This is a genomic window from Actinophytocola xinjiangensis (assembly GCF_001921215.1).
In the GTDB taxonomy this organism is placed as follows: domain Bacteria; phylum Actinomycetota; class Actinomycetes; order Mycobacteriales; family Pseudonocardiaceae; genus Actinophytocola; species Actinophytocola xinjiangensis.
Map to the genome: position 1 here is coordinate 100,233 of NZ_MSIF01000016.1, position 18,210 is coordinate 118,442.

14 protein-coding genes are annotated in these 18,210 nt (G+C 71.6%); 4 read left to right on the forward strand and 10 right to left on the reverse strand.

All coding sequences use genetic code 11. The annotated features are described in order from the left end of the window. From BLA60_RS27690 to BLA60_RS27730, 9 genes are read right to left on the reverse strand one after another with little or no spacing between them, the layout of a single operon-like run. Positions 1–2,562, reverse strand: a complete 2,562-nt coding sequence (locus tag BLA60_RS27690) for a diaminobutyrate--2-oxoglutarate transaminase family protein (RefSeq protein ID WP_084735319.1) — start codon at positions 2,560–2,562, stop codon at positions 1–3. Next, positions 2,559–3,764, reverse strand: coding sequence for a 3-deoxy-7-phosphoheptulonate synthase (locus BLA60_RS27695; protein WP_075135948.1), 1,206 nt, complete (start codon positions 3,762–3,764; stop codon positions 2,559–2,561). Before BLA60_RS27695 ends, BLA60_RS27690 begins: the two co-directional genes overlap by 4 nt. Further along, a complete protein-coding gene (locus BLA60_RS27700) occupies positions 3,764–5,227 on the reverse strand; it encodes an aromatic amino acid ammonia-lyase (RefSeq protein WP_075135949.1) in 1,464 nt (487 codons plus the stop codon). The genes BLA60_RS27695 and BLA60_RS27700 overlap by 1 nt, the downstream gene beginning before the upstream one ends. Continuing rightward, complete coding sequence (locus tag BLA60_RS27705) at positions 5,217–6,227, reverse strand: class I adenylate-forming enzyme family protein (RefSeq protein WP_075135950.1); 1,011 nt, start codon at positions 6,225–6,227, stop codon at positions 5,217–5,219. The genes BLA60_RS27700 and BLA60_RS27705 overlap by 11 nt, the downstream gene beginning before the upstream one ends. After that, on the reverse strand, positions 6,224–6,517 hold the full coding sequence (locus tag BLA60_RS27710; protein ID WP_075135951.1) for an acyl carrier protein: 294 nt from the start codon (positions 6,515–6,517) through the stop codon (positions 6,224–6,226). Before BLA60_RS27710 ends, BLA60_RS27705 begins: the two co-directional genes overlap by 4 nt. Then, positions 6,514–6,939 carry a hypothetical protein gene (locus BLA60_RS27715; RefSeq protein WP_075135952.1) on the reverse strand — a complete coding sequence of 142 codons (426 nt, stop codon included), beginning with the start codon at positions 6,937–6,939 and terminating at the stop codon, positions 6,514–6,516. The genes BLA60_RS27710 and BLA60_RS27715 overlap by 4 nt, the downstream gene beginning before the upstream one ends. A gap of 8 nt (positions 6,940–6,947) precedes the next feature. After that, complete coding sequence (locus BLA60_RS27720) at positions 6,948–8,621, reverse strand: prenyltransferase/squalene oxidase repeat-containing protein (RefSeq protein WP_245812179.1); 1,674 nt, start codon at positions 8,619–8,621, stop codon at positions 6,948–6,950. Continuing rightward, positions 8,618–9,928 carry a phenylacetate--CoA ligase family protein gene (locus BLA60_RS27725; protein WP_075135954.1) on the reverse strand — a complete coding sequence of 437 codons (1,311 nt, stop codon included), beginning with the start codon at positions 9,926–9,928 and terminating at the stop codon, positions 8,618–8,620. The genes BLA60_RS27720 and BLA60_RS27725 overlap by 4 nt, the downstream gene beginning before the upstream one ends. 10 nt (positions 9,929–9,938) lie before the next feature. Further along, the gene (locus BLA60_RS27730) at positions 9,939–11,186 is read right to left on the reverse strand and encodes a hypothetical protein (protein ID WP_154814652.1); all 1,248 of its coding nucleotides are present in this window, start codon (positions 11,184–11,186) and stop codon (positions 9,939–9,941) included. A gap of 327 nt (positions 11,187–11,513) precedes the next feature. On the opposite strand from BLA60_RS27730, the gene lxmK reads away from it, so the two are divergent. Genes lxmK through BLA60_RS43660 form a run of 3 tightly spaced genes read left to right on the forward strand, consistent with a single transcriptional unit; the run spans position 11,514 to position 13,653 of the window. Beyond that, complete coding sequence (gene lxmK / locus BLA60_RS27735) at positions 11,514–12,533, forward strand: class V lanthionine synthetase subunit LxmK (protein ID WP_084735320.1); 1,020 nt, start codon at positions 11,514–11,516, stop codon at positions 12,531–12,533. Beyond that, the gene (locus BLA60_RS27740) at positions 12,530–13,468 is read left to right on the forward strand and encodes a T3SS effector HopA1 family protein (RefSeq protein WP_075135956.1); all 939 of its coding nucleotides are present in this window, start codon (positions 12,530–12,532) and stop codon (positions 13,466–13,468) included. The genes lxmK and BLA60_RS27740 overlap by 4 nt, the downstream gene beginning before the upstream one ends. Further along, entirely contained in the window at positions 13,465–13,653 is a 189-nt protein-coding gene (locus BLA60_RS43660) for an LxmA leader domain family RiPP (RefSeq protein WP_154814653.1), read from the forward strand. The genes BLA60_RS27740 and BLA60_RS43660 overlap by 4 nt, the downstream gene beginning before the upstream one ends. Here BLA60_RS43660 and BLA60_RS27745 read toward each other — a convergent pair. Beyond that, on the reverse strand, positions 13,633–16,929 hold the full coding sequence (locus tag BLA60_RS27745; protein ID WP_084735321.1) for an AfsR/SARP family transcriptional regulator: 3,297 nt from the start codon (positions 16,927–16,929) through the stop codon (positions 13,633–13,635). The genes BLA60_RS43660 and BLA60_RS27745 overlap by 21 nt on opposite strands. Positions 16,930–17,083: 154 nt before the next feature. Between BLA60_RS27745 and BLA60_RS27750 the strand changes: the two genes are divergently transcribed. Next, positions 17,084–17,710: an LmbU family transcriptional regulator gene (locus BLA60_RS27750; RefSeq protein WP_245812181.1), complete on the forward strand. Its 627-nt coding sequence runs from the start codon at positions 17,084–17,086 to the stop codon at positions 17,708–17,710. The last annotated feature ends 500 nt before the right edge of the window (positions 17,711–18,210 follow it).

Here is an 18,210-nt window from a genome sequence, read left to right on the forward strand (position 1 = left end):
TCACCGCGTGATCACCAGCAGCGGGGTCTTGGCCGTCCGGTCGTTGCTCGCCAGCTCGTCCACCACACCGACCTCGAACGCCGCCGGTGCGTCGGAAACCACGTAACCCAGCCCCAGGTGACCGGCGAGGACGTGGGAGCGCACGCGGTCGGGCAGGCCGGGCCGGGAGTCCGATGTGGACCTCACGTTGAGCACGAGCCGTTCCGCGGTGGTTCCCGGCGCGAGCAGTGCCAGCTGGGCGTCGAGGACGTCGTCGATCCCGCACGCGAGCCCGACCAGTTCCTCCGGCGAGATCAGCTGGTTGAGGAACTTGAAGTACGAGTCCACCCGGCCGAGGACCCGCAACGCCGCGGCCGGTCGGCCGCACGGGCAGTCGACGAACTCGCCGACGTCGCCGACCTGGTAGCGCAGCAACGGGTTCACGCACCTTTCGTGCGTGTTGGTGATCAGGATCGCGCCGTCGCGCAGCTCCACGTACTGGTAGGGCAGCGGGTGCACGGTGTCCGGCCGGCACAGTGGGGTGTTCCAGCCGATCACCCAGGTCTCGGTCGAGCCGTAGAGGCCCCAGACCTCGGCCTCCGGCAGGTGCTTGGCCACCAGCGCCGAGGTCGCGTCGTCGAACTTCTCCCCCACCCACAGGAGTTTGCGCAGGGCCGGCCAGGTCCGGCCGCTGTGCCCGAGGTGCAGGAGCAGGCGCTTGAGGGTGGTCGGTGTGGCCGCCAGTGCCGTGCACCCCTGGGCCTGGAAGAAGTCGATCCACGAGTCCAGCTCGTCGTCGGCGAGACCGCCGAACGGGACCACCGCCGCGCCGGAGGCCGCGGCGACGGCGTTGTAGAAGTAGTGCGCCGACCACAGCCGTCCCGGGGTGAACAGGTTGACCACCACGTCGTGCGGGTCGAGCGGCTGCCAGTGGGCGAGGATGTCCGGCACGAACATGTCGCCGGGGATGAGGCTCAGCCTCGGTTCGGAGATCGTGCCGCCGCTGGCGTACACGTAGGCACCGCCCCGCCCGTCCGGCTCGCCGGAGAGCAGCTCCTCGATCGCGGTGTTCAGCTCGTCCTTCGACAGCACCGGAACATCTGCCCATTCCGTGGCCGGGCCGTACTTGGCCCGCAGCGACGGCATCCGGGCCGCTCTGGCCAGCAGTGGGCCGGCGGCCGGCGGCGCGCTGACACTTTCGGTGGTCTCCAAGGGAATCCTCGCCTTCACAGTGGGGTCGGGGGTCACCGCCGCGAGCGCGTCCTCGACGATGTCGAGCGCGGTGTCCAGTACGTCTTCGGTCACCACCAGGGGTGGCAGCAGCCGCAGCACGGCACCCGCCCGCCCGCCGGTCTCCAGGATGAGACCCCGGTCGAGGCAGCGGCGCTGCGCCTCACGGGCCAGGTCGCCACGTGGCTCGCCGGTGCGGGGGTCGGCCAGCTCGATCCCCCACATCAGGCCGGTGCCCCGGACGTCGAACACGTGGCGGTGGCGGGCCGGCAGTCCGGACAGCCGCCGCCGCACCTGTTCCCCACGCGCGCGCACGTCGTCGAGAACCCCGTCGCGCTCGATGATCCGGATCGCCTCGACCCCGGTGGCGAACGCCAACTGGTTGCCGCGAAAGGTCCCGCTGTGCGCGCCGGGCGCCCAGACGTCGAGCCGCTCGTCGTAGATGATCACCGCGGCGGGCAGTCCCACGCCGGAGAGCGCCTTGGACGCGACCACGACGTCGGGCTCGATGCCGTACCGCTCGAAGGCGAACCAGTCGCCGGTCCGTCCGCAGCCGGTCTGCACCTCGTCGACCACCAGCGGGATGTCCAGTTCCCTGGTGAGCTCCCGGATCCTGGTCACGAACTCCGGCCGGGCGGGAATGACGCCGCCCTCGCCCTGCACCAGTTCGAGGACGACGGCCGCGGGGGTCGCGATCCCACCGTGCGTGTCGCGCAACTGGTTCTCCAGCACCGCGACACAGTTCGTCGCGCAGGTGTCCGGGTCCAGGCTCAGCGGGCACCGTGCGCAGTAGGAGTAGGGGAAGAAGTGCACGCCCGGCATGGGATTGGCGATGCGCTCCTTCTGCCCCACCCAGCCGGTCATGGACAGGGCGGCGGTGGAGCTGCCGTGGAACGCACCGGAGAACACGACGACGTCGCCCCGGCCGGTCGCGGTCTTGCACAGCTTGATCGCGGCGTCGACCGCGTTCGCGCCGGTGGGACCGCAGAACTGGATGCGCATGTGGTCCCGCATACCGGCCGGGAGCATGCGCAGCTGCGCGGAGACGAACTCGTCCTTCGCCTCGGTCGGCAGGTCCAGCCCGTGCACGAACTCGTCCAGCTGCGCCTTCGCCGTCGCCACCAGTTCGGGGTGGCTGTGGCCGAGGGAGACCACGCCGGCGCCGCTCAGGAAGTCGACGAAGACGTTCCCGTCGACGTCCTCGACGAAGCACCCCCGCGCGCGGGCGACCGCGATGGGCAGGTTTCTCGGGTAGGCACGCGCGTTGGACTCACGCTGCGACTGGGACGCGAGGAGCGCCGCGCCGCGCGGGCCGGGAATCGCGGTCCGGACCATCGGGCCTCGTGGGTTCATGCGGTGCTCCCCGTCTCGGAGTCGCCGGCCACGGTCGCGCCCCAGCCGGCGTCCAGTGCGGTGGCGACGACGACGGCGGCCTGTTCGGCGTTGAGCCGGGCGTCGCACACGGTGGTGTAGTGGTCAAGCCGGCGGTCCAGGTCCGGCGCGGAGCCGACGCACTCGACCACCGGCTCCGGCGTCGTCTCCAGGTGCAGCCCCGCGAGCGCCAGGCCGTGGTCGCGCAGCACGGCACAGCAGGCCGCCACCTCGGCGACGACGTCGTCCACGACCCGGGTCTTCTGCCCGTGCCGGTTGCGGAGGTTGTTGCCGTGCAGGGGATCGCACAGCCACAGCACGTCGCGGGCCAGCGGGCCCAACTCGTCCAGCAGCCGGGGCAGCGTCTGCCCGAGTCGCGGGCCCAGCCGCGTGATCAGGCTCAGCCGTCCCGGCGCGTGGCCGTGTGCGAGGCGGGTGACGAGCGTGGCCACGTCCGCCGCGGTCGCGTCCGGGCCGATCTTCACCCCGACCGGGTTGGTGATGGCCTCGGCGAACGCGATGTGCGCGCCGTCGACGGCGCGCGTGCGCTCGCCGATCCAGAGGAGGTGGCCGGAGGAGCCGTAGTCGCCGCCCTGGAGGTCGTCCTCCCGGACCAGGGCGTGCTCGTAGTCCAGCAGGAGCGCCTCGTGGCTGGCGTAGGTGACCGAGTGGGGGTGGTCGGTACCACCGAAGGGGGGCAGCAGGTCCCGCAGGAACAGTGCGTCCAGCGCCGTCGCGGAGTGGTCGTAGGCGGCCAGCAGGCGCCGGGCGTCGGCGACCCTGGCCTCGGGGTGCTCGTCGGGCGAGTTCACCGCGTCGCCGCGATACACCGGCAGCGGTCCGTGCGCGGTGGTCTCCGTCGACTCGGAGCGCGGTTTCGCGTACTGCCCGGCGAACCTGCCGACGCGGACCACGGGGACGCCGGTCGCCACCTCCACCTGGTCGGCCAGGGCGGTCAACAGGTCGAGCTTGCCGGCCATCGTGTCGGTGAACCGTTCCGCGCAGTCGCCGGCCTGGATGACCAGCGCCGCGCCGGCGGCCACCGCGGCCAGCTCCCGTTGCAGCGAGTAGCACGACGACGGGGTGACCAGGGCGGGGCGCCGGCGCAGTTCGGCGACCACCGCGGCCAGTTCCGTGCCCCAGTCGGGTTGCTGTACGGCCGGGAGCCGGGTCCTCTCCGCCATCAGGACACCTCCTGGTCGCCGAAGATCTCCTCGAGCCGGGCGGCGAGGTCCACGACCGCGTCCGCCATCGGCCGGTCGGTGGTGAGGTCGGGCGTGTCGTCGGCGAGGTCGGCCCACAGCGGCGTGCTGTCCCGTGGTCGCAGGCGATGGGTCCAGGCCAGTGCGTGGCCGAGCGACGCCGCGATCCACCACGCCCGGTCGAGCATCTCCGCGACGGTGTTGGCCCCGTTCAGGGCCATCGGCACGTGGTCCTGGTTGTCCAGGTTCGTGGGCACCGGCGTGCACGACGCCGGGTAGGCGCGCTGGCGGATGGCGGCGAGGTGGGAGGTAGCGGCGATCTGCACACCGGCGAACCCGCTCGTCCGCCCGGCGTCGTGGGCCAGCAGGGGCGACAGACCACCGTTGCGGTGGGGGTTGAGCACCATGGCGAGTTGGCGTTCCACCAGGAAGGCCACCTGCTGCACGCACACCGCGTGCACCTCGCTCACGAGCGCCACCGGGGCGGCGTGGAAGTTGCCGCCGTGGTGGACGCGGCCGTCGACCACGACCGGGTTGTCCGTACAGCCCGCGGCCTCGGTCACCAGCACGCCCTCCTGCAGCCGAACCTGGTCGAGCACCGCACCGATGACCTGCGGCGCGCACCGCAGCGAGTACGCCTCCTGGAACGGCCGTCCACCTGGCTCGGCCGGCTCGACGTGTTCGGCCCGGATCAGGTCGGCCGCCACCCGGTGCCCGTCGTGCCCCCGGACGGTGGCGATCTCCGCGCGGAACGGGGCGCCCACGCTGCCGAGCAGGGTCGCGAGCCGCCCGGTCGCGGCCGCCGCGAACCGCGCCAACGCGGTCAGTCGGGAGTGGTTGACCAGTGCCCTGGCCAGGGCGGCGGACGTGCCGTTGACGAACGCGAGCGCCGAGCGCGTCTCCCAGCACACCGGGGTCAGCCCCAGCTCACGGAGCACGTCGGCGGCCGGTTCGGGACGCCACTGGTCGCCTGTCCGTGTCCAGGCCTGCCGCTGGCCCGCCGCGGCCTGTGCCGCGTGCGCCAGTGGCACGAGGTCGCCGCTCGCACTGAGGCTGCCGTCCCGAGGGACCACGGGCGTGAACCCCGCGTTCCACTGTTCGGCGAGCAGCTCCCACGTTCTCAGGTCGACGCCGGAGTGCCCGAGACGCATGCCGCGCAGCCGCAGCCACACGGCCAGCCGGGTCACCACGGGCGGCAGCGGCGGCCCCTGACCGACGGTGAGGTGGTTGATCAGCCCGGTGCCCTGGGTCCACGCGTCCGGGTCGGCGGCGTACTCGGCGAGCGGGCCGAAGCCCCTGCTGATCCCGTAGACCGGTCGGTGGGCCGCGATCTCGGCCAGGTCGGCACGGCCGCGGGACATCGCGGCCCGCTCCCGCGCGCTCAGCGAGAGATGGCCCTTCCAGCCAGCCTCGGCGATGACCTCGGCGACGCTGTCACAGCGCATTCTCGACCGCCCCACGGGCCGCCGCGAGCAGCCGATCGATACGCACCTTGCCGGTGGCGCTGCGGGGCACCGCCGCGACCCGGACGACCCGACGGGGCACCGGCACCCCCTGGAACGCCTTCGCCAGCGCGGCCTGGACGTCCTGGCCGGTCACCAGGCCGGTGTCGTCGGCGTAGAACAGTTCGTAGTGCTCGGCCCGCACCTCGTCCCGCCTGGGCAGGCACACCAGGTCCACGCCCGGGAAGCGCACCCGCACCTCGTGCTCGACGTCGTCCAGACGCAGCCGACGACCATTGATCTTGATCAGCCGGGTGGCCCGGCCGAGCAGTTCGAACTGGCGCTTCCCGACGGGACGCACGAGGTCCTCCAGCGACACGGGTTCGGCCGGCCGGTCCTGGCCCGCCAGGCGGGCGTTGCGTGGACCACGGACCCGCAACGGTTGTTCCGTGGGGGAAACCGGGTCGGTCACCAGGTCGGTCACCAGGTCGACGTCGGGGAACAGCGTCCACACCGACGCGCGCGCCGGGCGGGGCGACAGTGTCCGGTGGGCGACCGCGCCGGTCTCGGTCGAGCCGAGGATCTCCACGGCCCGGAACCCGCTTCCGGCGAGTCTGGTCAGCGTCTGCCGCGTGGCCGGTGTGACGGGGCCCGTGCTGTGCACCGCGATCACGCCCCCCAGGTCGCCGGCGAGGCTGCGCAGCATGAGCCAGGTGGACGGCAGGCAGACCAGCAGGACGCGCTCACCCGGCGTGCGGTCCGGCACCTGCCACGGGGTGTCCCAGAGGTGCCTCACCGGCACGTTCAGGTGCGCCGGCAGCAGGTCACCGAGCAGTCGGCCGTACAGGTGCGTGGTGGGCGCGTAGTTCACCACGCGGTCGACCGGGCCGAGGACCTCGGCCAGCAGCGTCACCTCGGAGAACAGCTGGTCCCTTGTCCGGGTCCACACGACGGACTCGCCACAGGTGCCGGAGGTCGCGAACTCCTCGTCCGTCGAGGTCACCGCTCGCTCCGCAGCAGGGCACGGTCTTCCAGCCGGTCGCCAACGAACCGGGCCATCCGGGCGACCGTGGCGAACCAGTGCCGCACGTCGTGCGCCACGAAGTCGACCTCGATGTCGAACTCGCCCTCGATCGCGGTGATGCACTCCATCGCGGTGAGGCTGTCGTAGCGCTCGCCGAGGGCCTGCGCGAGATCGGCGTCCTGAGCGAGGTGGTCGACCGCGTCACCGAGGGTTCGGCCCAGCACGGACCGGATCCGCGTGACGATCTCGGTGTCGGTCAGCTGTGTCATCGGTTCTGGTTCCCTTGCTTCTGCGGGGATCCCGGCTGGTCGGCACGGACCAGCCGGCCGCGCCGGGCGAAGTACACGAGGCTCGGCGCGGTCGGACGGAATTCGAGGTGGACGAAAGGGGTTTGCTCGGTGACCCGCAACGCGGCGGCGATCTCGTCCGCGAGGTCCGCGCGGAACCACTCGTCACGGTCGGGCCCGACGCAACAGGTCACCGAGGCGAACGGCAGCGCGTCCGCGTCCCGGACCAACGCGTCGACCGGCACCGCACCGGTGAAGACCGTGTCCGCGCCGGTGTCGACGAAGCGGATGACCACGTGCGCCGGGTCGACGCCCCGGTCGGCGAACCACCGGGTCAGCCGCACCGCGATCGCACGCCGGCGCGCCGGCCGTGGAGCCGGGGTGTCGATGGTGATGGTCGGCATGGCGCACCTCAGGACAGGGTCAGGGCGGGCAGTTCGCACGACGGATCCACGAACCGCTTCCGGAGCAGTCGATGCAGGCATCCGGCGAGGGGGTCGCTGTCGCCGGGGTCCAGCGGGCTCCACGAGGCACCCGCCGGCGTCGCGGTCCTGGCCAGGAACGCGTCCACGCCCTCGACCGGGATCCCGAACCGGTCGGCGGTGGCGACCGCCTCGTAGGTGGACAGCAGGTCCGGCAGCCGGTTGCCCTGGTTCGCCCACCCACCGCCACGGACCCGGTGACGGGCAAGCAGTTCGGCGACCACGCGCGGGGTCGGTCCACCGAGGACGCGGGCCGCGTGCAGCCCGGCGCGCAGCGTCGCGGGGGCGCCGGGCACGTTGCCGTGCCCGTCGTCGGTCGCACACCGCCGCACGAACGCGGCGAGCCGCCCGGTGTCCACCGTCCCGTCCAGCAACCTGGCGATCTCGACGGCCGACGCGGTCGACACGAGGTCGGAGCCGCGGCCGTGCCAGTACCCGAAGCCACCGTCCGGGTTCTGCAGTCGCGCCAACCAGTCCCGGATCGCCTGCCGGGAAGGTCCGTCGTCCGGGAAGGCGCCCGCTGCCAGCGCCCACAGCGTGCAGCGGATCTCGGCACCCCGACCCGGCATGTACATCAGCCCGCCCTCGTTGGGCAGTTGGCAGGCCTCAAGCCAGCGCCGCATCCGTGGCAACCCGGGGTCGTCGGGAGCCGACGACAGGGCACCCGCGGCCACCCGCAACGCGTCGGCCGCCAGTTCCGGCTCCCGGTAGGTGTATCCGCCGCCGGGACAGGCCATCCCGGCCAGCGCCGCCACCACCGCGTCCGCGACGTCGTGGGGGACGCCGCCGAGGTCCCTCAGGGCGCCGACCGCGCTGAACGCGGCCCACACGTCCGCGACCGGATAGCCGTCCCAGCGCGTGAAACCACCGTCGCCCAAGCGTCCGAGGATCCAGGTCACGCAGTCCCCGGCCGGCGCCGCGCCCAGCATCGCCAGCGCGCCGACCGCGCGGTAGGTCGCCCACAGACAGGGCACCTGCGCGTCCGGACCGAACCGGAACCCACCACCCGCGACCTGCTGGCGCCGCAGCCAGGCCACCAGGGCCGGCACGTCCCACGGGAGTTCGGTGTTCAGCGCCCGCCAGGCCGCCACTCCGTAGTAGCAGGCGCGGACGTCCGCGTCACCGTGTTCCGGCGACCAGCTCAGGCCACCGTCGGCGGTCTGCAGGGCGGCCAGCCACGCCAGGAGCCGGTCGCGGTCGGGCACGTCGTCGCCGCACAGTTCGATCGCGGTCCTGGTCGAGAAGTGCGTGGCCCACACGTCGGGCGCCTGGCCGGGCATCATGGCGTAGGCGGCGCCGGCGGAACTGTCCGACCAGGTGCCGCGCACCCACGCCGCGGTCCGGTCGCTGTCCGGCAGCGTCTCGCCGAGGGCGGCGAGGGAGGCCGCGCAGTAGAACGTCGCCCAAGCGTCCGAGGGCATGCCCCGGCTCCAGGCGTAGCCGCCGTCCGCGTTGCGCCGGGCGCGCAGGTAGTCCGCGCTGTCGGCCCGTCCCGGCGCGTCGTCGAGGCGCCCCAGCCAGGTCAGGGTGCGGATCGCCGCGTAGGTACACCACAGGTCGGCGGTGCCGGTGATCGCCACCGAGGGGAACGCCTCGGTCCTCACCACGTGTCCACGACCCGGAAGTTCGAGCGCTTCCAGTTCTTGAGCGAGCCACCGCTCTTCGTGGTGCTGGGCAGCGCGTTGACGAACAGGACCTGGTCGCAGTCGAGCCCGGCCCGGTCGCGGAACGCGGCGCGCACCGCGCTCACCGACGCCTCCTCACCGGCGCGGTCGGCCTCCGGTGACCGTTCCAGCAACAGCCGGAACCCCGTCCCCGCCCGGTCGATCTCCACCAGGTAGCCCAGCGCCGTGGTCGCGCCGTAGACGATCTCCTCGACCAGGTGCGGCGAGAGTGTCCCGTTCCGCACCCGTTGACCGTCCGAGCTGCGCCCGAGCACCGTCACGACCGGACTCACCCGGCCGCAGTCGCAGCCGGTGGACAGCGAGACCTCGTCGCCGGTGTCGTACCGCAGCAGCGGCCGCGCGTGCAGGTTCAACGGGGTGACGACGAGCCGGCCCGTGCCGGGCGCCGTCCACGGTCGCGGGCCCCCGTCGCCGGCCAGCTCGAAGTGGTTGGCGGCGGTCAGCAGGTGCAGACCACCGGCCTGGCAGGTCGCCGCCAGGGTTCCGGTCTCGGTACTGCCGTAGCTGGCGTCGAGCGCCGTGGCGCCCCACCACTGGCCGAGCCGGGTGCGCAGCGCCGGTACGCACACCTCGCCGAGCAGCATGATCGACCGCACCGACCGGCTCAACTCCGCCAGTTGCCCGCGCCTGAGGTACAGACCGGTGGCCTGCAGCGCGACCCCGGGCGAGAGGAACAGGACCGTCGGCTCGAAGTTCGCGACCAGGGTGGCCAGGCGGTCCCAGTCCGAGATACCGGTGGCGAAGGGGTAGGCCCGGGCGACGGGCACGTCCAGGTACTCGCACACCGACGTCACCAGGTCGCCCGCCGGGACGACGTCCGACGGGAGCAGGTTGATCACCCGGTCCCCCGCGCCGATGACCTCGCCCCACGCGCTCGCCACGGACACGGTGTTCCAGATGATGTCGGCCGCGAGCCGGGGCGTCGGTGTCGACCGGCCGGTCGTGCCGCTGGTCTCGTAGTACTTCGTGCTCTCGTCGAGCCGCGCGGCGCCGAACCGCCAGGGGTCCGCCTTGAGCTGGTCCTTCGTCGTGACGGGAAGGGCGGTCAGCGACGCCCACGAGTAGTCGCCGATGTCCCGGTAGGCAGGTGTCGCCCGTGCCCGGGTCCAGCAGGCGGCTGTCTTCTCCCGGTAGAACTGCTCGGTCACCGGTCGCCCGTGAAGCGCGCGGAACTCCCGCTGCGCGTCGAGAACGGTTTCCAGCCGTTCCTTCGAGTTGATGATCACACCGTGTCCTTCAGGTGGTGGAGTGGAAGACGCAGCCCACGTGCGACCCGTCCCCGAGGTAGCGGACGTCCTGCGCCCGGTCGAGCAGCCCCTTGACGAAACCGCCGGCGAGGCCACCGCCGGTGACGAACATTCCCCAGTGAAGGAAGCACGCGGAGTGCGGATCACCCGGCGCCGCACCGGGAAACCGCTCGGCCACCGACCGGGCCCTGCGCTGCACGACGAACTCGCCACGCAGCGCCGTCCGCACGTCCACCGCCCATTCCTCGGGTGTGCGCAGCCAGCCGGCGACCACGCCCAGGCCGGCGTGGCCGATGCTCGGCTTCAGCACCAACTCCTCGCGATGGGCCAGCACGTACTCGGTGATCGCCGGGTCCGCCATCGACCGGGTCCACGGGAGCACCCGGTCGATGATCTCCAGCTCGCCGGGCGTGAACCGCTGCCGGTTGCGCTCGTCACTGACCAGCGCCATGCACGTCTTGGTCCCGTAGAGGTCGGCGTTGACCGGGGAGAACAGCCCGACGGCGCCGGCGCGGACCGCTTCGATGAGCGTCGCCAGCACCTCGGGCGCCGCCGGATCGTCGGCGATCGCCTTGAGCAGGAACACCCGGTAGACGATGTCGATCCGGACGTCGCCGAGGAACAACCCGTCCCCGGTCAGCGACAGCTCGTCGAGGGTGCCCGCCACGACCCGGAAGCCCAGGTCCACCATCAGGTCGACGAACAGCGAGGAGTTGACCGAGATGGGCGTGGTCGGCCACTCGACCAGGGCGATGACCGGGCGGTCCGCCGGCCCGTGGCCGGTCGTGCTCAGCAGGGTGTCGACCATCGACGCGAGCGGGTCCACGTGGTAGAGCCCCGCGCTCTCGGCGAACGGTCCGAACGCGTCGTCGGTCAGGACCGCGCGGCACAGCTCACCGAACTCGAACGATCCGAGGGAGCTGGAGGTGTTGTACTCGACCATCTGGAACCCCGACGGCGTGTTCACGAGGTCGGCGCGGCCCAGTGGGACCGGTGGTCCCGACAGGTGTTCCAGGGCATGGGCAACGCTGCGCTGGGTCCACCCGATGGCGCGGGCGAAGGCCAGCTGGTCGCCGTCGAAGAGTCGTTGCGGGAGCGACTGGAGAATGGACAACATCGCCGGCAGGTCCGTGCCGAGCTGCCGGGTCTGCGCGTCGTCGAGAATGGTGGGGCGGGCCAGCAACGGCCGGGTGAACCACTCCCGAAAACGGGCGTACCCAGACAGGTCGGTGTTCAAAGGGCGGCATTCAGACCGATCGAAGAACGCCTTTGTCTGGTCGTTCTCCACAATGTGCGCGGCAGGCGCCAAGGCCAACCCAGACATGATTCATCATCCCCAGAGGAAGGATTTTCCGGCGGTTTCGGAGAATTCATCGCCGCGTCTCGTCGATCGTAAGCAATCGGCCGACGAACGTCCACCGGCCGCGCGTCGGGATTTCGGTTGTACCGCCGGCGGTACAACCCGACCGGCACGATCCCTGGCGGGACCGGACGGTCGCCTGGCAGGCTGTCCGGGCCCACAATTCGGGGAGACACCATTTCGCGCACCACGGATCCGCATCGGATGTCCCAACTGAACGACACGCTCACCCGTCTCGGACTCGGCACCCTCGCCGGTGACGCCGTCACGACCTGTGCGGGCCGCAACCCGAACTGGGCCGGCACGACCAGTGCCGGTGTCCGTGTCTTCGTCAAACAGATCGGCGGCGACGAGCGGGTCGCGACGAACCGCTTCCGCCGTGCCATCGCGGTCGAGACCGAACGGCTCGCCGGCCGGTTCGACCTCGTTTCACCACGGTGCCTCGGTTGGGACCCGCACGCCCGGCTGATCGTGTTCGAACTGCTCACGCCCTCCCGCAGCGGCGCGGACCTGGCCGCCGACGGCGACTTCGATGACCGCAGGGCCGAACAGGCCGGCCGGCTGCTCGCGACCCTGCACTCGGCGCGCCTGGCCCCTGGCCCGCCCGCGCCGCCGTTCCCGCACCCACCGGCGGCGTTGACCTGGCCCGAGTTCGCCGCCGCGACGGCCGCCGAGCTGGAGCTGTGGCGGCTCGTGCAGAACGACCGGGAGCTGCCCGAGGCGATCCGCGCCCTGCGTCGGGCCCAGGACCGTGCCGCCCCCGCGCCGGCGCACTGCGATCTGCGACTTGACCAGTTCGTGGACCACGACGGCCGGCTGTACCTGACCGACTGGGAGGAACTGCGGCTGGCCGACCCGGCCAGGGACGTCGGCGCCTACGTTGGCGAGTGGCTCCACCGCGCGATCGCCCGGCTCGACGCCGCCGACACCGACCTGACCCACGACGAGGTCGTGACCCGTGCGGCCACCGGGTTCGCCGAGGTCCGCCCGCTCATCCGCACGTTCTGGCGGTCGTACACCCACGCGACCGACCGCACCGACCCGGACCTGGCCGCGCGCGCGGTCGCCTTCGCGGGCTGGCACCAGTTCACCCGCGCGTTCGCCCACGCGCACACCCGTGCCCGGTTGTCGGCCATCGACCGGGCCGCCGCCGGTGTCGGCCGGACCGCTGTGCTCGCACCGCACCGGTTCGTCGCGGAGCTGGGTCTGGGGAGCGACTCGTGAGGCGTCTGCTCGACCACCTGCGTCAGGTGCGGGTGGACCTCGCCACGCTGACGGCCCGGGTCGGGGACCACGAGCTGACGGCGACCTCACCGGACGAGCTGCGCAGGCTGCTGTCCGGGGCGCTCTACGACCGGCTGCACGCCGGGCGGAGCGGGGGGCAGCCCGCCACCTCCCGGGATCTCACCGACGAGGACCTCGAGGAACGGCTGCGGGCCGTGGTGCCCCACACCCGGACGCGTGTGACCACGTCGGTCACCGGGACGGCCGGCGACACCGTGGTCGTCACGCTCGACGGTGTCCTGGTGCGACTGCCGGTCTCCGGCGCGGCCGGCCTGGCCACCGGTGCGCACGTCGAACTGCTCGTGGACTGTGTGCGGCCACGGTTGTCACCGGGTTTCCTGCTGGTCGACGGGTCGGCCGGGCACGGCCTCGACAACGGTCCCGTGCTACGGGTCTACCTCAACGTGCGGTCGTCGTGCGCCGCGCCGGCGGTGCTGGGGGCGACGTTGACCGTGTTGGAGGGCCTCGGCGTGCCGTACCGGGCGAAGATGACCTCCGTGCGCGTCAACCTGCCGAGGCGGGACGCGGCGGTCGTCTACCTCGGTCGGCACGCCTGGCACGCCGCGGCGAGAATCGCGGCCGCTGTCGGGCCCGTCGGAGGCCGTGGCGAGGAGGTGTCGCCCTACACCGAACCGCTGGGCAGTGGGGTGTCCGTGGCCTGGGAACCGACCGACCGCCGGCCCGGCTACCGGGGACTGAGTTTCGGCGAGCACCGTTCCCTGGTCGTTTCCACCGCACTGGTGGAATACTCGAGAAATCCAACCGGCTCACTGGAGAGGATGCTCACCAATGAATTCGACACAGCCGGGACAGATCCAAGAGCACCGTTCCGGGAGATGACATCACCCGAGCTCGGGAATATACTTCACCTATGACTCTGCGAAATCTCATGACCGGCTACACGGCCTATACCGACGCCCAGGAGTTGACGACCACGCGCGGCTCCCACCAGAACGGAGCGGTCACCACGATTGCACATCCGACGACCACCGTGGTGCTGTTGTGCCACGATCCCGCCACCTCGGGAACGGTACCGATCTCAGTGCGCCGGGTCGACTGAGGAAAGCAGTCTCCGGTATTCGGCGATCTCCGGCGTCGTTCCGGTCTCCGGTAACGACGTCAGCGCCTGCCGCCAGGCCCGGCGTGCCGCCCCGGCGTCGTCCCGCGCCCGGTGGGCGAGTCCCAGGACGTGCAGGGCTCTGGCGTGGTCGAGGCGACCTCCGGTGCGCTGGTGGATCTCGGCCGCCCGCCAGGCGTGCTCGGCAGCCACGGCGAACTCACGCAGGTCGAACCGGATCCAGCCGAGCAGCGTCTCGGTCTGCCCTTCCAGGGTCTGGAATCCCGCCGACCGGCTCCGCTCCAGCGCGGTCCTGGCATGAGCGACCGCCGCCCCCGGATCGCCGGACTTCCTGCTGTGCTCGGCGAAGCCGTGCAGGGCGACGATCTCGGCCCGGACGTGCCCGATCCGTCTGGCGAGTGCCAGGGCGGTGTCGAACGTGGTCAGAGCCCGGGCGTCGTGACCGAGGCGCAGGTAGATCGAGCCGAGGATGGCGAGGGCGTCCGCCTCCTCGTCGTGCGCGCTGGACCGGTTGGCCATGGAGGCCGCCGCCTCCGCGTACCGGCAGCCCGCCGGGTAGTCGCCCAGCTCGCGGTGGGCCAGTGCGAGCAACCCCAACACGTCGGCCTCGTAGTGACGAACGGCGTTTCTCAGGTACAGGAAGCGGGCCTTGCCGAACTCGGCGATCGCCTCGGTGCACCGGCCGCGCCGCAGCAGCAGTTCACCGAGGATGGCGCGGCACTCCCCCTCCGCGATCCGGCCGCCTTCGTCGTCGCACAACGGCACCGCCTGCCTGGCCGCGTGCTCCGCGGCATCCAGGTTGCCGCGCTGCAACTCCACGAAACCCAGGTTCATCCAGGCCAGACAGGACACCGACCGGCTGCCGTTCTCCTCGGCCAGCCGCAGGCCGTCCCGGATGTGCCGCGCGCCCTCGTCCAGATCGCCCATCGCCTGGCTGATGTTGCCGATGGCGACCAGCGCCCGCGCCTGGCCGACGGCGAACCCGTCGGCCCGGTGGGCACGCAGTTCCTCGCGGTAGTGCCGCATCGCACGCGGGTACTCGGCGTGCCGGTTGTACACGGCGCCGAGCGTGTTGTTCATGGCCGCGACCGCACGGTGGTTGCCCGCCTCGGTGGCCGCGTCCAGCACGGCGTGACAGGCCGACAGCCCTTCCGCGCGGTAGCGGCCCTGCGTGACCAGGTACGGGCGCAACAACTCCGCCATTGCCCACGCCAGCTGGGTCGGCCCCGTCACGCAGGCGTGCGTGATCGCCGCGGTGATGTTCAGGAACTCCTGGTCCATCCAGGCCAGCGCGCGCGACGAGTGCGTGAACCGGGCGCCCGGACCGGTCCGCTCCGGGCGCAACAGGGTGAGCCACACCGGGTACAGCAGGCGCGCCGCAGCGTCCACGCGCACGAGGTAGAAGCGGTAGAGCCGATCCGTGGCCTGGGCGATCGACACCTCGTCCTCCTCGAGGCGGCACCGCTCGACGGCGTAGAGCCGGAGCAGGTCGTGGAGGTGGAAGCGGGTGCTCGCCGACCGACCGACGAGGTTGGCGGCGGTGAGCTGGTCGAGCAGGCGCGCGGCCTGTTCCACCGGCACGTCCCCGAGTGCGGCGACCGCGTCGACGTCGAAGGCGGACCCCGGCACCAGGCCGAGTAATCGGAACAGCCGCGCGACCGGCGCCGACAGGGTGGTGTAGGACAGCTCGAACGCGCCCCGGACGGCGGCCTCGTCGTCGCCGTCGATCGCGAGCCTGGCCAACAGGTTGCCCTGCCGCAGTTCCTCCGCGAACTCGCCGACGCTGCTTCTGGGACGCGCGAGAAGGTTCGCCGCCGCGATGCGCAGTGCCAGCGGCAGGTGGCCGCACTGCGCGGCGATGTCCGCCGTGGCGTCGGGTTCCGCGCCGACGCGGTCCGCGCCGACGATCGCGGCGAGCACCGCGTAGGACTGGGCCGGCGGCAGGACGTCCAGGTTCACCGGCCGCGAGCCCTGCAGTGCGGTCAGGCCGCGAAGCTCGTTGCGACTGGTGACCAGCACCGCGCAGCCGGGCGCGCTGGGCAGCAGCGGGCGGACCTGGGTCGGCACGGCCGCGTTGTCCAGCAGCACGAGCACCCGGCGGTTCGCGAGCAACGTCCGGTACAGCGTGGTCACCTCGTCCAGGTCCGACGGCACGGCCAGACCGGGGACACCGAGCGAGACCAGGAACCGGGAGATGACCTGCTGCGGCGTCAGCGCGGGGGTGACTGAATATCCACGCAGGTCGGCGTAGAGCTGGCCGTCCGGGAACTTCGCGGCCAACTCGTGCGCGACCCGGACCGCCAGCGCGGTCTTGCCGGCACCCGGGGGTCCGGTGATCACGACCAGCGGCACGCCGGCCGTCGCGTCCGGTTCGAGGATGCTGGCGATCTGTCCGATCAGCTCGTCCCGGCCGACGAAGTCACGCAGGTCCGGTGGCAGCTGGCGGGGTGAGGCGTGGTGGTGCGCGCCGGCGGCGGCGACCACCTCGACGGGCTGCGGTGCCGCGACCGACGGATCACCGGTCAGGATCGCCTGGTGCAGCGTACGGAGCTCCTCTCCGGGGTCCACACCGAGCTGCTCGGCCAGCGCCCGCGCGACCTTGTGGAACACGGCGAACGCCTCGGCCTGCCGACCGGACCGGTAGAGCGCCAGCATCAGCTGACCGGAGAACCGTTCACGCAGCGGGTGTTCCTCGCTGACCGCCTGGAGCTGGCGGATCAGCTCGGCGTGCCTGCCGAGCCGCAACTCGACGTCGAAGGACCGCTCCAGCACCTCGAGCCGCTCCGCCTCGAGGTGTGGGACGTCCTGTGACTGCACGCTCTCGGACGGCACGTCCACCAGCGGCCTGCCCCGCCACTGCTCCAGCGCGCCCTGGAGCAGTCCGGACCGCTCGGCGAGATCGCTGGTGGTCGAGGCGCGTGCCACGTGCTCACGGAACCGCGCGAGGTCCAGTTCGTCCGGCCCGACGAGGACCTGGTAACCGGTCCGCGAGGTGACCACTCGTTCCGGGGTTCCGAGGGTCTGCCGCAGCCGCTGCACGTAGGTCTGCACGGTCGGCCGGGGACTGCGGGGCGGGTTCGTGCCCCACAACCGGTCGACCAGGTCGTCGACAGGGACGATCTCGTTGGCACGCAGCAACAACGACGCGAGCAACACCCGTTGCCGACCTGCCACGACGGTGACCTGCTGGTCCTGGACGAGAACCTCCAGACGCCCCAGGATCCGGAAATCCACTGTGGTGCTCGCGCGTTGGGTCACCGTCTGCCTCTCTGTCCCCGGCTCAGCGGCGCGTCACAAACTACACTGTCGCGGTTAGACGGCCGCTGACGGTGAGACGTCTGACGGATGTCTACGACGGCTGGCAGGGTGAACACCACTGCCCGGTCAGCGACGAAGGCAACGAGGAATCCTGATGCGACGACAGGAAGTGTTGACCAGCCCTGGACCCGCGCCAGGAATGGTCAGGGAGAATCACCCGGAAGTACCACCACCACGTGACCAGATTCTCACCACGAAGGTCGGGCTTCGGTTCCCGGCGGACGTCAGTTTCGACTCGTGGCAACAGGCCGGCCGGCAGATCTCCCACGTCGTCGACTCCTTCGCCTGGTGCCTCGGCGACTGGTTGGTGTACGGCCAACGGCGCTACACCAACAGGTACAAGCAGGCGATCGACGCCATCGGCCTGGACTACCAGACGCTGCGCAACTACGCGTCCGTCGCCAGGCGCGTCACGCTCCCCCGCAGACGGCCTTCGCTGAGTTTTCAGCACCACGCCGAGGTCGCGGCCCTCTCGGAGACGGAACAGGATTCCTGGCTGCACCGTGCCGAGCAGGGCGGTTGGTCCCGGAACCAGCTACGACAGCATCTGCGGGGCATTCGGTACGGCCGATCGAAAGAGACAACGGCGCTGCCCAAAATGGTCGTCCAGGACGAGCGGATCGCGCGGTGGCGGCTCGCCGCGACCCAATCGAACAGCCAATTCGAGCAGTGGGTCATCACCGCGCTGGACCAGGCGGCCACGAGTGAGCTCGGCACGTAGGCAAGCGGAGGCGGTGACGACCCGGCGGTGGTGGTCCGCCTGGTACCCCCGCTGACAGGAACGTCCTACGGTCCGCTGTCACACCGGTCCGGGCACGCTCCTGTTCACCGAGCACTGGCCGACGCGGCGAACGCGGGGCCTTCCCGTGATCAGCCTGGAGGCCACCAGGGGCAATCCCGCGCGACGACGCCCACGAGAGCGCCTCAGGGTGCGGGATCGGCCTCGGTTCGGTCCTACTGGGACTGTTGGGGGACGTGTCGGTTGACGCGGACGACGTCACGCCGTCGACGGTGTTCGGCAAGGTCGTGTTCTGGTTCGTCTTCGTCATCACCTTCACGATGTTCACCTCGGCGTCGGGGGTACCCCGGTCTCCGGGTTCCTCGACCAACTGCCACACCATCGCCGGACACCGTTCGAGATCCACGGAATCCGTCCCGACGTCCCACACTTCGTGGTTTCATGGACCGGCGGGACCATCGGTTCCGACCAAGGAGGGACGC

Coding starts and splice junctions, on each gene's coding strand:
- BLA60_RS27690 (WP_084735319.1), bottom strand. CDS start 2,562: ATGAACCCACGAGGCCCGATGGTCCGGACCGCGATTCCCGGCCCGCGC.
- BLA60_RS27695 (WP_075135948.1), bottom strand. CDS start 3,764: ATGGCGGAGAGGACCCGGCTCCCGGCCGTACAGCAACCCGACTGGGGC.
- BLA60_RS27700 (WP_075135949.1), bottom strand. CDS start 5,227: ATGCGCTGTGACAGCGTCGCCGAGGTCATCGCCGAGGCTGGCTGGAAG.
- BLA60_RS27710 (WP_075135951.1), bottom strand. CDS start 6,517: ATGACACAGCTGACCGACACCGAGATCGTCACGCGGATCCGGTCCGTG.
- BLA60_RS27715 (WP_075135952.1), bottom strand. CDS start 6,939: ATGCCGACCATCACCATCGACACCCCGGCTCCACGGCCGGCGCGCCGG.
- lxmK (WP_084735320.1), top strand. CDS start 11,514: ATGTCCCAACTGAACGACACGCTCACCCGTCTCGGACTCGGCACCCTC.
- BLA60_RS43660 (WP_154814653.1), top strand. CDS start 13,465: ATGACTCTGCGAAATCTCATGACCGGCTACACGGCCTATACCGACGCC.
- BLA60_RS27750 (WP_245812181.1), top strand. CDS start 17,084: ATGCGACGACAGGAAGTGTTGACCAGCCCTGGACCCGCGCCAGGAATG.